Below are 15,178 nucleotides of genomic sequence, written 5' to 3'. Positions count from 1 at the left end.
CTGCTGGCTACTCGTCGGACAGGGTGAGCTGGATGCCACCCACCAGCGACGCGCAGATGTTGTAGAGGAACGCACCGAGCGTGGCGATCGCCGTCAGCAGGACGATGTCGATCACGCCGATCACCACGGACAGGGAGATCATCCGGCCGAACCCGATGTAGTCCATCAGGTTGAAGGTCGAGCCCTCCTTGTCCAGCGACCGGAGCAGGTCCTGGATGTCGGAGAAGACACCCATCCCCGACAGCACGGTCCACATGACCGCGACCATCACCACACCGGCGATCGCGGCGCCCACGGACAGCAGGAACGCGATCTTCATGACCGACCACGGGTCGACCCGGGACATGGTGAGACGAACGCGTCGCGGGGTGGCGCGGCCCGGGCGGGGCGGTCGCGCACCCGCGGAGGGACGGCTCGGCTGGGTCGGCAGGGGAGCCTGCTGCCGCGCACCCTTGCCCGGGGCCTGCGGCCGCGGACCGTTGCCCGTGCCGGCGGGACGGGGCGCGCCCTGCACGGCACCCTTGGGCGGTGTGCCGTTCTGGGCCGGAGCCCCAGGAGCCGTCGGAGCCGCCGCCGGCGTGGGAACCGCCGCGGGTGCCGGGGCCGGAGCGGACGGCGGCGTCGCCGTGGCCTGGGGCGTCGAAGCCGCCGCGGGCGCATCCGCTGCTGCGGAGGACTCCGGTGAGTCGGGCCGACGGGCCGCCGACGCGTCAGCCTTGGCAGCCGTGGCTGCTTCCGTGCCTTCTGACGGGCTCACTCATCGTCTCCTGACTCGCTGGACCCCTCAGCGGCCTCCGGCTCCACCGGCGTCGGAGGCACGTCCGAGGTCGTTGTCGGCTCCGACGGTACGCCATCGTCGACCTCTTCCTCGACCTCGCGCTCGGTGTTGCGGGCGACCGCGACGATCGCGTCGCCCGAGCCGGGAGTCGCGAACTGCACGCCCATCGTGGACCGACCGGTACGCCGGACCTCGTCCACACGGGATCGGACGATCTTGCCCTTCTCCATGACGACCATGACCTCGTCGTCCTCGCCGACGGTGAGTGCGCCGACCAGGTCGCCGCCTCGGTCGGACAGCTGGGCGACCTTCACGCCGAGCGTCGCGCGGCCCTTGACCGGGTAGTCCGAGGACTTGGTCCGCTTCGCCAGGCCGTTCTCGAACACCACGAAGACGTCGGGGTCCTCGTCCTCATGGACCACGTTCATCGACAGCAGCTCGTCCCCGGCCCGGAACTTCATCCCGGTCACACCGGAGGTCGCCCGGCCCATCGGCCGCAGCGTCTCGTCCGAGGCGTGGAAGCGCACCGACTGGCCCTTGCGCGACACCAGCAGCACGTCATCGGACGAGCTCGCCAGGGAAGCGCCGACCAGCTCGTCGCCGTCGCGCAGGTTGACCGCGATCAGACCGCCCGAGCGGGTCGAGTCGTACTCGACCAGTCGGCTCTTCTTGACCAGACCCCTGCGGGTCGCGAGCAGGAGGTACGGCGCCTGGTCGTAGCTGTTCAGCGACCGCACCTGGGCGATGCGTTCACCCGGCTGGAACGCCAGCATGTTCGCGACGTGCTGGCCCTTGGCGTCGCGCGAGCTCTCCGGCAGCTCGTACGCCTTGATCCGGTAGACCCGGCCGAGGTTGGTGAAGAAGAGCAGCCAGTTGTGGGTGGAGCTGGTGAAGAAGTGCTCGACCACGTCGTCGCCGCGCAGCTGGGCACCGCGCACGCCCTTGCCGCCGCGCCGCTGCGAGCGGTACTCCGAGGTCTTGACGCGCTTGGCGTACCCGCCCCGGGTGATCGTGACGACGACCTGCTCCTGCGGGATCAGGTCCTCCATGTTCATGTCGCCGTCGAACGGGACGATCCGGGTCCGCCGGGCGTCGCCGTACTTGTCCGTGATCGCGGCCAGCTCGTCCTTGACGATCTGCCGCTGCCGCTCGGGCTTGGCGAGGATGTCCTTGCAGTCCTCGATCAGGCGCTCGTACTCGTCGTGGTCGTCGATGATCTTCTGCCGCTCCAGGGCCGCGAGGCGGCGCAGCTGCAGGTCCAGGATCGCGCGCGCCTGGATCTCGTCGACGCCGAGCAGCTCCATCAGCCCGCCGCGCGCCTCCTCGGCGCTGGGGGAGCGGCGGATCAGGGCGATGACCTCGTCCAGCATGTCCAGCGCCTTGAGGTACCCGCGCAGGATGTGGATCTCGGACTCGTACTTGTTCAGCAGGTACGTCGTCCGCCGCACGATGACGTCGATCTGGTGCTCCACCCAGTAGCGGATGAACGCCGAGATCGGCAGGGTGCGCGGGACGCCGTCGACCAGCGCCAGCATGTTCGCGCCGAAGGTCTGCTGCAGCTGGGTGTGCTTGTAGAGGTTGTTCAGGACGACCTTGGCAACCGCGTCCCGCTTGAGGACGACGACGAGCCGCTGACCCGTACGCCCGGAGGTCTCGTCGCGCAGGTCGGCGATGCCGGCGACCCGGCCCTCCTTGACCAGCAGGGCGATCTTCTCCGCGAGGGTGTCCGGGTTGACCTGGTACGGCAGCTCGGAGACGACCAGGCAGGTACGACCCTGGATCTCCTCGACCTCGACGACCGCCCGCATGGTGATCGAGCCGCGACCGGTGCGGTACGCCTGCTCGATGCCCTTGTGGCCCATGATCAGCGCCCCGGTCGGGAAGTCCGGGCCGGGAATCATCTCGATCGCCTTCTCCAGCAGCTCCTCCCGAGTGACGTCCGGGTGGTCCAGGAACCACTGCGCCGTCGCCGCCACCTCGCGCAGGTTGTGCGGCGGGATCTGCGTCGCCATGCCGACCGCGATACCGGCCGAGCCGTTCACCAGCAGGTTCGGGAAGCGGGCCGGCAGGACCGACGGCTGCATCGTCTTGCCGTCGTAGTTCGGCTCGAAGTCGACGGTGTCCTTCTCGATGTCGCGCACCAGCTCCAGGGCCAGCGGCGCCATCCGGCACTCGGTGTACCGCGGCGCGGCCGCACCGTCGTTGCCCGGGCTGCCGAAGTTGCCCTGCCCGTCGATGAGCGGGTAGCGCATCGACCACGGCTGCACCAGCCGCACCATCGCGTCGTAGATCGCGGTGTCGCCGTGCGGGTGGTACTGACCCATCACGTCGCCGACGACCCGGCTGCACTTGTTGTAGCCGCGGTCGGGCCGGTAGCCGCCGTCGTACATCGCGTACACGATGCGGCGGTGCACGGGCTTGAGGCCGTCGCGCACGTCGGGCAGCGCCCGGCTCACGATGACGGCCATCGCGTAGTCGATGTAGCTGCGCTGCATCTCGGTGTTCAGGTCGATCGGGTCGACCCGGTTGCCGACGACGACGCCGTTCTCGTCGACGACGGGGCCCTCGTCCTCAGTGGGTGGCATGTCGTCAGTCATCGAAAGTCCTTCTCGTTCAAACAGATTCGTACACAGCAGCGGCTGTCAGATGTCAAGGAAACGCACGTCCTTGGCGTTCTTCTGGATGAACCCGCGGCGGGACTCGACGTCCTCGCCCATCAGGATCGAGAAGATCTCGTCCGCGGCGGCCGCGTCGTCGAGCGTGACCTGGAGCAGCACCCGGTGGTCCGGGTCCATCGTGGTCTCCCACAGCTCCTCGTAGTTCATCTCGCCCAGGCCCTTGTAGCGCTGGACCGCGTTGTCCTTCGGCAGGCGCCAGCCCTTGGACTGCCCCTCCCTCATCAGGGCGTCCCGCTCCCGGTCGGAGAAGGCGAACTCGTGCTCGTGGTTGGACCACTTCAGGCGGTACAGCGGCGGCTGCGCGAGGTAGACGTAGCCGGCCTCGATGAGCGGGCGCATGAACCGGAAGAGCAGCGTCAGCAGCAGCGTGCGGATGTGCATGCCGTCGACGTCGGCGTCGGCCATCAGCACGATCTTGTGGTACCGCGCCTTGGTGATGTCGAAGTCCTCGCCGATGCCCGTGCCGAAGCCGGAGATCAGCGCCTGGACCTCGTTGTTGGCGAGCACCTTGTCGATGCGGGCCTTCTCGACGTTCAGGATCTTGCCGCGGATCGGCAGGATGGCCTGGTTGTGCGGGTTGCGCCCCTGCACCGCCGAGCCGCCTGCGGAATCACCCTCGACGATGAACACCTCGGAGATGGTCGGGTCGTTGGACTGGCAGTCCTTGAGCTTGCCCGGCAGACCACCGGTCTCCAGCAGGCCCTTGCGGCGGGTCGCCTCGCGCGCCTTGCGGGCCGCCATCCGGGCGGCGGCCGCCTGGGTCGCCTTGCGGACGATCGAGCGACCCTCGTTGGGGTGCGCCTCCAGCCAGTGGCCGAGCTCGTCCCGGACGGCGGAGGCGACGAACCCGCGTACGTTGGAGTTGCCGAGCTTGGTCTTGGTCTGGCCCTCGAACTGCGGCTCGCCGATCTTGACGGACACGACGGCGGTCAGGCCCTCGCGGATGTCCTCGCCGGTGAGGTTGTCGTCCTTGTCCTTCAGGAGCTTCTGCTGGCGGGCGAAGGCGTTGATCAGCGAGGTGAGCGCCGTCCGGAAGCCCTCCTCGTGCGTACCGCCCTCGTGGGTGTTGATCGCGTTGGCGTAGGTGTGCACGGACTCGCTGAACGCGGTCGTCCACTGCATCGCGATCTCGACCGACAGCAGCCGCCCGGTGTCCTCGGCCTCGAAGGCGATGACGTCCTCGTGGACCGGCTCGCTGCGCTTGGACGCGTTCAGGTGCTTGACGTAGTCGATCAGCCCGTCGTCGTAGCGGTAGGTGATCGTCCGCGGCTTGGTGTCGACCTCGTGGCCCTCGGCGTCGGCCTCCTCGACCTCGCCGGCCTCCACCTCGTGCGGACGCTCGTCGGTGAGCGTGATCGACAGGCCCTTGTTGAGGAACGCCATCTGCTGGAAGCGCGCCCGCAGGGTGTCGAAGTCGTAGTCGGTGGTCTCGAAGATCTCGTCGTTGGCCCAGAACGTGATCGTGGTCCCGGTGTCGTCGGGCGACTCGGTCCGGCCGACCACCTCCAGGGGCGCGACGCGGTTGCCGTGCTCGAACTCCATCCGGTGGATCTCGCCGTCGACGCGGACCTCGGCGATCAGGCGGGTCGAGAGGGCGTTGACGACGGAGGAGCCGACACCGTGCAGGCCGCCGGACACCTTGTACCCGCCGCCGCCGAACTTGCCGCCGGCGTGCAGCTGGGTGAGGACCAGCTCGACCGTGGAGATGCCGTACGACTTGTTGATGCCCACCGGGATCCCACGGGCGTGGTCGACGACCCGGACGCCGCCGTCGGCAAGCAGCGTGACCTCGATGGACTCGCCGTAGCCGGCCATGGCCTCGTCGACGGCGTTGTCCACGATCTCCTGCACCAGGTGGTGCAGACCGCGGGCGCCGGTCGAGCCGATGTACATGCCCGGCCGCTTGCGGACCGCCTCCAGGCCCTCGAGGACCGTGATGGCGTCGGCGTCGTACGCCGTCGGACCGGTCGCTGCGCTCGAGGGGATCTGTGGGGTGTCGGCGTCGCCGGCGGGGGTGGACTCGGGCGTCTCGTCGGGCGCGTCAGACACGGTGCTCCTTCTCGCACGCAGCCTCGGACCCGCGGGCGCAGGCCGAGCCACGCAGGTGGCGTGGATGGGTCCACGTGACCTGGTCGTGGTGCTCGGCGACCGGAAGACGCGGACCTGACCACCAGTCTACCTGTCCACTTATGGAAGAACGGTGCCTGGAGGCCTCTGGGGACGCGTGTCGCCGCCGAACGCACCCGCACGCGATGGGGGAATCGCGCCCGGGGGCCTCAGCGAGCCTGCGCGCCGTCTGCGCGCGCGGGGCTCTTGTCGGCCGCCCGACCGGGCGGCCGACCCGTCAGACGATGTAGACGACGGCACGCTTCCCGCCGCGGCAGACCGTGACCTGGCCACCGTTGCAGTGCATGACGTAGTCCTTCTTCGTCGCCTCGCTGTGCGCGTTGACGGTGAACGACCCGGTCCTGGGGTGGCCGGCGACGGCAGCCGCGACGTTCTGGGCGAACGGGCAGGTCGTCGAGCGCGAGGCACCGACGTTCGGGCCGCACACCTTGACCCCGCGCGGCAGCTGGCCGGCGGCGGTGCTGGACGGCGACGGCGCCGTGCTCGACGTCGCGGGCGGCGGGGTGCTCGACTGCGTCCACGGCGTCGGCGACGGCGAGGTCGGTACGGGTCCAGCCTGTCCGCTGTCGGTGGTCGGCGACTGCTGGTTCGCGGGCGCGGTGGCACTCGGCAGCGGCGGAGGGGTCTGGGCGTTCTCGTCGCCACCGCCGCGGGTGAACAGGAACGCGGCGCCGAGCGCGATCACCGACAGCGCGATCACGGCGATGGGTCCGAGCAGACCACCACGACCGCGCGGTGTCTCGTCCTCGACGTACTCAGGGCCGTCGTACTGCCGCCCGTCGTACCCGCCGCCGACGTACGCCGGTCGGGTCTGCTGCGCGGGGCGCTCGTCGGCGTACCCCGGCTGCTCGACGTGGCCGTCGTACGTCGGAGCGCCGCTCACGTCGTAGGCGTGCGGAGCCGTCTGGGTCCGCGCGGCGTGCGCGGCCGGCTCGTGCTGGCGCACCGGCCGGAACGGCTCCGTGGAGTCCGCCGGCGGCTCCGGCCACTGGCCGCCAGCGCCGCGGGCGTATCCGCCGGGCTCGGTGGGCTGGCTGGGTGCCGCGGGCATCTTCGCCACGCGCGGCAGGTCGGTGTGCGTCGCGTCCGGATCGTCGGTCGGGAACAGCTTGTCGATGCCCCGGGCGTCGTCGGAGCCCGGGCCCTCGGGTCGGCTCACGTGGCTGTCTCTTTTCCTGAGCTGATGGTCGGTCGGTCCTCTCCCCAACGTGCCACCGTACGTGCATCCGGCCTGTCAGGCACATCGGTGGCGACAATCCGGCGGCCAGAACCCCGCCTCATCCGTAGGTGTCCCGCGGCCCGCGTCCACCGGACGCGCGCCGCAGTCCGCGCGACCACGAGGGCGCCGACGGGCCGACCACCTTGAGCTCCTCGACCACGCCCGACCCCACGGCCGCCTCCATCCGTCCGAGGATGGTCGAGCCCAGCAGGCGCAGCTGGGTCGCCCAGGCGGTCGACTCGGCGCGCACCGTGAGGATCCCGTCCTGGAAGCTGACCGGCGTCGTGTGCTGTGCGACGTCCGGACCCACGATGTCGACCCACCGGCCCATCACCGCGCCGGCGGCCACGTCCACCCGCCAGTCCCGGTCGCGCAGCAGCCGGTCGACCTGGTCGCCCAGAGCCAGCGGGTCGCGGCCGCCGGGACTCGAGCCGCGCTCGTACCGGCCGAGGTCCCCGGCCTTGCGGCGTCGGATCGCGGGGCTGCCCGGTCGCAGCCCCTTGTCCCGAGCGGCCCGCCGGACCCGGGCGAGCGCCGCGGTCGCCGCCTCGACCCGCTGCTCGTCGGTCTCGTTCGGCGACCCGTCACGCCCCGGCGCGGCGGGTGTGCCCGCCGGCTCCTCGCCGCCGGCGGCCTCGACCGTCGGGTCATCTCCAGCCGAGTCCCGTGTGCTGTCAGTCGGGTTCACGTGAAACCTCGCCGAGCGTGACGTGGAAGGTTCGGCCGGTGAGCGTGGCGGGTACGTCGTCGGCCACCGCCGCGGTCACCAGCACCTGCTCGGCGTCGCCGACCATCGCCGCCAGCCGCTCCCGACGACCGGCGTCCAGCTCGGCGAACACGTCGTCCAGCACCAGCACCGGATCCGTCCCGAGATCGGACCGCAGCAGCTGGAACGCCGCCAGCCGCAGCCCGAGCGCGAACGACCACGACTCCCCGTGGCTGGCGTACCCCTTCGCCGGCAGGTCCCCGAGCTGCAGCACCAGGTCGTCCCGGTGCGGGCCGACCAGCGTCACGCCCCGCTCGACCTCCTGCTCGCGGACCTGCTCGAACGACGCGTGCATCGCCTGCCGCAACGCGTCCTGCTCCGGGACGTCACCGCCCGCGATCTGCGTCGCCACCTCCTCGTGCAGGGAGGACCGGTACGTCGCCTGCGCCGCCCCGCGGCCCGCGCTCACCTCGTCGTACGCCTTGGCCAGGTAGGGCAGCAGGTCCCGCAGCAGCCGCAGCCGCGCGTACAGCAGGGACGACCCGACCTCGGCGAGGTGCCCGTTCCACACGTCGAGCGTGTGCAGGGCTCGCTCGAGCTCCTCCGGGTCCCGGTCGGTACGCCGCCGAGATCCCTTGCGCAGCACCGGCATCGCCGACTTCAGCAGAGCGTTGCGCTGCTTGAGGATCTTGTCGTAGTCCGACCGCGCGGCCGCCCACCGCGGCTGCCGGGCGATCAGCAGCTCGTCCAGGAACCGCCGCCGCTCGGACGGGTCTCCCTTCACCAGCGCCAGGTCCTCCGGCGCGAACAGGACCGTGCGCACCGTGCCGAGCACGTCTCGCGGCCGGGTGAGCGGCGAGCGTCCGAGCCGCGCCCGGTTCGCGCGCCCGGGGTTGATCTCCAGCTCGACCAGCTGCTCGCGCCCGTCGCGCACGACCGCCGCCCGGATGATCGCCTGCTGCGCCCCCGCGCGGACCAGTGGCGCGTCCTGCGAGACCCGGTGGGAGGACAGCCCGGCGACGTAGCCCACCGCCTCCACCAGGTTGGTCTTGCCCTGCCCGTTCAGTCCGACGAACGTCGTGATGCCCGGCTCGAGCTCGACCTCGGCACTCGGGTAGGAGCGGAAGTCGACCAGCGACAGGTGCCGCAGAAACATCTCGCTCCCTTCCTCAGGCGCCGTACCGCCCGACTATCGCGCACAGTCTGCCGCGCTTCCGACCGGCGCAGCGCAGGCCTCGCGCGCTGAGCGCCAGGTCGAGTGCTGCGCGGGATGCCCTCTTCGGCGGGCAACCATCCGGCCGAGCGACCCGGTACGCGCACACATCGCACCCGTACGCCGGTCGCTCGGCCTCCCGCCAGCCCCACCCACCCGCCTACCGAGGGCATTCCGCTCCGCACCCTGGGTACGAACCTCACCGCCGACTACGCCGGTGACATTTCCGCGGAGGCGGAGTCGGGAGGGGCCCGGAGGAGCGTGGTCGGGTCTGGCGGGAGCGCGAGCTTGCGAGCGCGGATGGATGCGACGCAAGGCCCCTCCCGCCGGAGCCGGAGGCGACGGCGTACAGCGCTCGGCTTATGGGTGCTGCTGTCGGCCCCGCCGGTCGCGGGTCAGTGCTCGCTGGTCTTGGCGCCGGGTCGGGGACGGTCGTCCTTCTTGGCCTCGGCGGCCGGGCTGACCTCCGCCTGCCCTTCCTTGCCACCCTGGCGCCAGGGCTCCTCGCCGAACTTCATCACCTCGTGGCCGCCGAACTCACCGCGCAGCGCGGCGACGGCCTGCATCTGCGGGGAGTTCTCCTGGCGGGAGGTGAAGCGGGCGAACAGCGCGGCGGCGAGGACGGGCATCGGCACCGCGAGGTTGATGCCCTCCTCGAGGGTCCAGCGGCCCTCGCCGGAGTCGGTGGAGTACTCGCTCACGCCCTTCAGCTCGGGCGTCTCCTCGAGGGCCTTGACCAGCAGGTCGAGCAGCCAGGAGCGGACGACGGTGCCGCGGGTCCACGCCTTGAAGCAGCCGTGGACGTCCTCGACGATGTCCTTGGCCTCCAGGAGCTCGAAGCCCTCGGCGTAGGCGTGCATCAGCCCGTACTCGATGCCGTTGTGGACCATCTTGGCGTAGTGGCCGGCGCCGACCTTGCCGGCGTGGACGAAGCCCTCCTCGCGGGGGCCCTCAGGCCGGAGCGCGTCGAAGATCGGCATGGCGCGCTCGACGTGGGCGGTGTCGCCACCGCACATCAGGCCGTAGCCGTTGTCCAGGCCCCAGACGCCGCCGGAGACGCCGCAGTCGACGTACCCGATGCCCTTCGGCGCCAGCAGGTCGGCGTTGACCTGGTCGTCGGTGAACTTGCTGTTGCCACCGTCGATGACCATGTCGCCCTCGGACAGCAGGTCGCCGAGCTGCTTGACCGTGTCGCGGGTGGGACCGCCGGCCGGGACCATCACCCAGACGACGCGCGGCGCGGCGAGCGTGCTGACGAGCTCCTCGACGGAGGCGACGTCACTGACGTCGGGGTTGCGGTCGTACCCGACGACCTCGTGGCCGGCGCGGCGGATCCGCTCGCGCATGTTGCCGCCCATCTTGCCCAGGCCGATCAGTCCCAGCTGCATCGCTCGTGCTCCTTCGTGCTCGCGGTCAAGAGTGCCGTCATGGTTACCGCTGACGCTACGCCCGGGTCTTCCCGACCGGAGGGTTGCAGGTCGGGCCGCGCCTGCCCGCGGTGAGGCTGCTCAGCTGGCGAAGCGAACCGGCATGAGGACGTAGCGGTAGCTCTCGTCCGCGTCGCCGTCCGCCTCGCTCTGGCCGGACAGGACGGCCGGACGGCTGGGCTGGGTGAACGACAGCCGCGCGTACGCCGTACCGAGAGCGTTCAGGCCGTCGAGCAGGAACTGGGGGTTGAACGCGATCTCCAGCTCGGGACCGGTCAGCGTGGCCTCGACCGCCTCGCTGGCCTGTGCGTCATCGCCCGTACCGGCCTCGATCGCGACCTGGCCCTCGCTGAAGCGGAGCCGGACCGGGGTGTTGCGCTCGGCCACGAGGGAGACGCGCTTGACGGCCTCGGTGAGCGAGGCGGTGCCGATGACCGCCGTCGTGTCGACGCTCGTCGGGAAGATCGAGGTCACCTTGGGGTACTCGCCGTCGAGCAGGCGGGTGGTCGCGCGGCGCTGGCCGGCCTCGAACCCGACCAGTCCGTCGCCCCCGGCCGCGGTGCCGAGGGCGATCTCGACCGAGCCGGAGGCCCCGAGGGCCTTGGCGGTGTCGGAGAGGGTGCGCGCCGGGATCAGGGCGACGTGGCTGGCGTCGGGTGCGCCGGGGTTCCAGGAGAGCTCCCGCATGGCCAGCCGGTACCGGTCAGTCGCCAGGAGGGTGAGCTTCTCGCCCTCGATCTCGACCCGGACGCCGGTGAGGATCGGCAGGGTGTCGCCGCGGTCGGCCGCGATGGACACCTGGCCGACGGCCTGGGTGAAGACGTCGCCGGCGATGCTGCCGCTGGCGTCGGGGGACGCCGGCAGCGTCGGGTAGTCGTCGGTCGGCATCTGCTGGAGGCTGAAGCGGCTCGACCCGCAGGTGACCTGGACCTTCGCGCCATCGGTGGAGATCTCGACCGGCTTGCTGGGCAGGCTCCGGGAGATCTCCGCGAGCAGGCGCCCGAGGACCAGGACGGTGCCGGGCTCGTCGACCTCGGCGGCCACGGTGACCTTGGCCGACACCTCGTAGTCGAACGCACTCAGGGTGAGGCCCTCCGGCGTGGCCTGCAGCAGCACACCCGCGAGGACGGGGACCGGCGGCCGCGGGGACAGCCCGCGCACGACCCAGGTGACGGCTTCGGCCAGTACATCGCGATCGACCCGGAACTTCACGTCCACCGTCCTTGCCCTGCGGGTGAGCCGGAGTCGCCCGGCCGCGCCGACGTTCGTCATCTGTGGTGCCGGGGTGCACGGCACACGAGCGCCCCGGACGAAGAGCACCCGCGTCGATGAGCGGGTGCGAGCCGACCCTAGTCGGGTCCGGGGTGCTTTCCAACATTCACGGGACCGGAGACATCGTGCGGGTGGTGGGGCGGCGTGCTGACCGTCCATCCCCAGGTACGCGGGGCGGAGCGGAGCAGGTCGAGAAGGGTGATCGTCGTCGTAGCGGTTGTGGATTCTGTGGAGAAGCGGCTCAGAACCTGTCATTCCGAGCGACCGGGTTGTGCACAGGCGGTTGATCCACCCTGTGGATATCTCACTGCGGTTGGGGATAACCGGGCGTACGCCGGCGTCGTCCCCACATTGTCGACCGGTCATCCACAGGTTGTGCGCATGTCTGGGGAGGCGGCAGCGCTGTGACGAGCGGTGCAGGTGTGATGAACGAGACGGTCGACCACTCCTGTGCTCTTTCCCACAGCCTTGTCCCCAGCCTGTGGACAACGAGCGTGCACACCGGGTGCAGCATGCTCGTTCACCGGCGATCTCCCTGTGATCCCGCGGAATTCCGGTCTTGAGCCGTGTGGCGTCCAGACGCGCCCCAGAACGGCCCGCGGCGTTCTCCACAACGGTGTCCACATCAAGGTCCCCAGGCTTATCCCCATGCTTGTCCCCAGCCTGTGGACAACTTTCGTCGTCTGAGGGTCAAGGCGAGGTCGAGGTCGGCGTCGGCCGGTCGGCGGCGAGGAGGTCGCAGGCTGCGGTGGAGGTGGGACGTCCGCGAGCCATACCGGACGGTCAGGACGGGACAGGGCCGCACGTCCGGCCGGCGTGCGACGTCACGGGCTCGCGGGCGCGGGCGGGGGAGACGTCGATGCGGACGCCCTGACGGGCGTCCGCATGAAGGTGCGGTGTCGGCCGGCCGGACGGTGTCCGACCTGCGGAGAACGGGGTCAGCCCGCGGCGGCGCGGGTGATCTGGCCGGTCAGCTCGGTGATCTGGTCGTAGATCGGCCGTCGCTCGCCGATCAGCTGACGGATCTTGCGATCGGCGTGCATCACGGTGGTGTGGTCCCGGCCGCCGAACTGCTGCCCGATCTTCGGCAGGGACAGCTCGGTCAGCTCACGGCAGAGGTACATCGCGATCTGCCGGGCGTTCACCAGGGTCCGCGACCGCGACGAGCCGCACAGCTCCTCCACCGAGACGTGGAAGTAGTCGGCCGTCTTGGTCATGATCAGCGTTGCCGTGATCTGACCGGTGCTCGCGCTCGGCACCAGGTCCTTCAGCACGTAGCCCGCGACCTGCTGGTCGACCGGCTGCTGCGACAGGGAGGCGAACGCCATCACGCGGATGAGCGCGCCCTCGAGCTCCCGGATGTTGGTCGAGAACTTGCTGGCGATCAGCTCCAGGACGTCGTCGGGGACGTTCATCCGCTCGGCGATGGCCTTCTTGCGCAGGATCGCGATGCGCGTCTCGAGGTCGGGCGGCGTGACGTCCGTCTGCAGACCCCACTCGAACCGCGACCGCATCCGGTCGGCGAACCCGCTGAGTCGCTTCGGCGGCTGATCGCTGGTGAGGACGATCTGCTTCTCGCTGTCGTGCAGGGCGTTGAAGGTGTGGAAGAACTCCTCCTGAGTCCCATCCTTGCCCTGCAGGAACTGCACGTCGTCGATGAGCAGTACGTCGACGTCGTCGCGGTAGCGCTTCTGGAAGCTGCTCGCCTTGTCGTCGCGGATGGAGTTGATGAAGTCGTTGGTGAACTCCTCGGAGTTCACGTACCGCACCCGCATGCTCGGGTAGAGGTTGCGCACGTAGTGACCGATCGCGTGCAGCAGGTGCGTCTTGCCGAGCCCGGAGTCCCCGTACACGAACAGCGGGTTGTACGACTTCGCCGGCGCCTCCGCGACCGCGAACGCCGCTGCGTGCGCGAACCGGTTGCTGGCCCCGATGACGAAGGTGTCGAACGTGTACTTGGGGTTCAGTCGCGCGTCGGCGACGGGCTCGGCCTGACGGCTCGGCGGCGGGGGCACCCGGACCAGGTGCGGCGTGTGCCGGTCCTCGTCGGCCTCGACGGGCTGGGCGTCACGCTCCGCGCTCTCGCGAGCGTCGTGGGCGGCGTCCACCGAGGCCCGCAGCTGCGGATCCACCGTGACGGCGAGACGGATCTCACGGTGCAGGTGGCTGCTCAGCTCGCGGCACACGGGCTCGCGCAGCGTCGACTCCAGCGAGTCCTTGGTCAGCTCGTACGGCACGGCCAGCAGGGCGGTCTGGTCGACGAGGCCCACCAGCCGGGTCAGGCGCAGGAACGCGCGGTCCCGGGCCGGGATGGCGGCGCTCTCGAGGGCGACCACGGTGGAGTGCCAGATGTGCGCGAGATCCGGCTGCTGCTCGCTCAACGGGTGCCGCTCCTCTCCGCTGTGTCAGGGACTGCTGCTCCAGCGAACCTAGAGACTAGGCAGCGCGATCCACAGGCTTATCCACAGGCTGTGCATGAAGAGGTGGAGCGATTCGGAAGGCCTGACGCTAACAAGACTCCGAAGCGCAGAGCAACACCGGATCGGTGCCGGACGGCGTGCCATGGCCATCCGTCCGGCGTGTCGTCTCGATCCCGGGGTCGGGCGGCGGTTGGATGGAGTGTTTGTGGGTTCGCGCCGGTTTGACCGGCGTTCTCCGCGACCCGTATCGTTGTCGAGACCGTGCCTTGCCATGGCCGTTTTCGCATGCTCATGGTGATCGTCCCGTATCGCTCTCCGGTGAGCGGCCCCGGGTCCACACCTTGAGCTTCCGACAGCGGCCGTGACCTGGCACGCCGACGCCCTGAGGGCGTCACCACGACCACAGATGCTGGTGGGCTTCGCCCGCCCGCCCGAAATGGACCGACGGAGACCGCCGTGAGCAAGCGCACCTTCCAGCCCAACAACCGCCGCCGCGCCAAGAAGCACGGCTTCCGCCTGCGCATGCGGACCCGCGCCGGCCGCGCCGTCCTGGCGTCGCGCCGTTCCAAGGGCCGCGCTCGCCTGTCGGCCTGATCGCGACCTCGCGCGGTCATGGCTGACCAGGTCGGGACTGGCTGTGCTGCCGGCGAGTCACCGACTCCGGGTCGCCGCCGACTACCGGTCGGTGCTGCGTGGCCGTCGTGACGACGTCCGTCTGCCGTCCGCGCGCAGCGGTGGCCGGCTCCTCGTCCTGCACGTGGCCCGGCTCGGTGCCGGGCACGACCACGCCGACGCCGGTGAGGGTTCCCTCCCGCGCGTCGGCTTCGTCGTCTCCAAGGCCGTCGGTGGCAGCGTGGTCCGCAACCGCACGAAGCGTGTCCTGCGACACATCGCGCGGGCCCGGCTGGACCGCGTACCAGGAGGCGTCGGCGTCGTCGTCCGCGCGCAGCCGGCCGCGGCCGGTGCGTCGACCGGCGAGCTCGCCGCGGAGTACGACCGGCTGCTCGACCAGACGCTGGGGCGGTTGCGATGAGTGAGCCGCGCGGATCTCGTGCGGCCGGCATCGCCGCACTGCCCTTGATCTGGCTGGTCCAGATCTACCAGCGACTGATCTCCCCGCTGACCCCGCCGAGCTGCCGGTTCACGCCGAGCTGCTCGGCGTACGCCGTCACCGCGCTCCGTCGCTTCGGTCCGATCAAGGGCACCTGGCTCGCGGTTCGTCGCCTGCTGCGGTGCAACCCGTGGAACCCGGGAGGTGTCGACCACGTTCCGCAGCGTGGTGACCGTCCGGCGTCCGGCACCACCCGTCCCTCGCCCTTGCACCACCCGCACTGAGGA

General features: G+C 70.5%; 12 protein-coding genes. 3 read left to right on the top strand and 9 right to left on the bottom strand.

Annotation, left to right across the window (positions count from 1 at the left end; all coding sequences use genetic code 11):
- Positions 1-7: 7 nt before the first annotated feature.
- The 9 genes from P4R38_RS06500 to dnaA form a co-directional block, all read right to left on the bottom strand.
- Positions 8-346, bottom strand: coding sequence for a DUF3566 domain-containing protein (locus P4R38_RS06500; protein ID WP_277191514.1), 339 nt, complete (start codon positions 344-346; stop codon positions 8-10).
- A 407-nt stretch (positions 347-753) separates the two neighbouring features.
- Entirely contained in the window at positions 754-3,375 is a 2,622-nt protein-coding gene (gyrA, locus tag P4R38_RS06495; RefSeq protein WP_277191513.1) for a DNA gyrase subunit A, read from the bottom strand.
- A 45-nt stretch (positions 3,376-3,420) separates the two neighbouring features.
- On the bottom strand, positions 3,421-5,505 hold the full coding sequence (gene gyrB / locus P4R38_RS06490) for a DNA topoisomerase (ATP-hydrolyzing) subunit B (RefSeq protein WP_409201243.1): 2,085 nt from the start codon (positions 5,503-5,505) through the stop codon (positions 3,421-3,423).
- A gap of 295 nt (positions 5,506-5,800) precedes the next feature.
- A complete protein-coding gene (locus P4R38_RS06485) occupies positions 5,801-6,742 on the bottom strand; it encodes a chromosomal replication initiator protein DnaA (RefSeq protein WP_277191512.1) in 942 nt (313 codons plus the stop codon).
- 118 nt (positions 6,743-6,860) lie between these two features.
- Entirely contained in the window at positions 6,861-7,490 is a 630-nt protein-coding gene (locus P4R38_RS06480) for a DUF721 domain-containing protein (RefSeq protein WP_277191511.1), read from the bottom strand.
- Positions 7,477-8,664, bottom strand: a complete 1,188-nt coding sequence (gene recF / locus P4R38_RS06475) for a DNA replication/repair protein RecF (protein WP_277191510.1) — start codon at positions 8,662-8,664, stop codon at positions 7,477-7,479. Before recF ends, P4R38_RS06480 begins: the two co-directional genes overlap by 14 nt.
- A 452-nt stretch (positions 8,665-9,116) precedes the next feature.
- Positions 9,117-10,109, bottom strand: coding sequence for a phosphogluconate dehydrogenase (NAD(+)-dependent, decarboxylating) (gene gnd / locus P4R38_RS06470; protein ID WP_409201242.1), 993 nt, complete (start codon positions 10,107-10,109; stop codon positions 9,117-9,119).
- Between the two features lie 120 nt (positions 10,110-10,229).
- A complete protein-coding gene (dnaN, locus tag P4R38_RS06465; RefSeq protein WP_275237915.1) occupies positions 10,230-11,360 on the bottom strand; it encodes a DNA polymerase III subunit beta in 1,131 nt (376 codons plus the stop codon).
- Between the two features lie 998 nt (positions 11,361-12,358).
- The gene (gene dnaA / locus P4R38_RS06460; protein WP_277191509.1) at positions 12,359-13,801 is read right to left on the bottom strand and encodes a chromosomal replication initiator protein DnaA; all 1,443 of its coding nucleotides are present in this window, start codon (positions 13,799-13,801) and stop codon (positions 12,359-12,361) included.
- Positions 13,802-14,296: 495 nt separating this feature from the next.
- On the opposite strand from dnaA, the gene rpmH reads away from it, so the two are divergent.
- The 3 genes from rpmH to yidD are packed head-to-tail and all read left to right on the top strand — an operon-like array spanning position 14,297 to position 15,175.
- Positions 14,297-14,434 (top strand): 50S ribosomal protein L34, encoded by a 138-nt coding sequence (gene rpmH, locus P4R38_RS06455; protein ID WP_050671264.1) that lies wholly within the window; start codon positions 14,297-14,299, stop codon positions 14,432-14,434.
- Between the two features lie 43 nt (positions 14,435-14,477).
- On the top strand, positions 14,478-14,873 hold the full coding sequence (gene rnpA, locus P4R38_RS06450) for a ribonuclease P protein component (protein WP_277191508.1): 396 nt from the start codon (positions 14,478-14,480) through the stop codon (positions 14,871-14,873).
- Positions 14,870-15,175, top strand: coding sequence for a membrane protein insertion efficiency factor YidD (yidD, locus tag P4R38_RS06445; protein ID WP_275237857.1), 306 nt, complete (start codon positions 14,870-14,872; stop codon positions 15,173-15,175). The genes rnpA and yidD overlap by 4 nt, the downstream gene beginning before the upstream one ends.
- The last annotated feature ends 3 nt before the right edge of the window (positions 15,176-15,178 follow it).

Source organism: Luteipulveratus flavus (assembly GCF_029439465.1).
Lineage (GTDB): Bacteria > Actinomycetota > Actinomycetes > Actinomycetales > Dermatophilaceae > Luteipulveratus > Luteipulveratus flavus.
This window is presented reverse-complemented; position numbering and strand designations above follow the sequence as displayed.

Bases quoted from the DNA above. Each gene is read 5' to 3' on its own strand.
- P4R38_RS06500 (WP_277191514.1), bottom strand. From the start codon at position 346: ATGTCCCGGGTCGACCCGTGGTCGGTCATGAAGATCGCGTTCCTGCTG.
- gyrA (WP_277191513.1), bottom strand. From the start codon at position 3,375: ATGACTGACGACATGCCACCCACTGAGGACGAGGGCCCCGTCGTCGAC.
- recF (WP_277191510.1), bottom strand. From the start codon at position 8,664: ATGTTTCTGCGGCACCTGTCGCTGGTCGACTTCCGCTCCTACCCGAGT.
- gnd (WP_409201242.1), bottom strand. From the start codon at position 10,109: ATGCAGCTGGGACTGATCGGCCTGGGCAAGATGGGCGGCAACATGCGC.
- yidD (WP_275237857.1), top strand. From the start codon at position 14,870: ATGAGTGAGCCGCGCGGATCTCGTGCGGCCGGCATCGCCGCACTGCCC.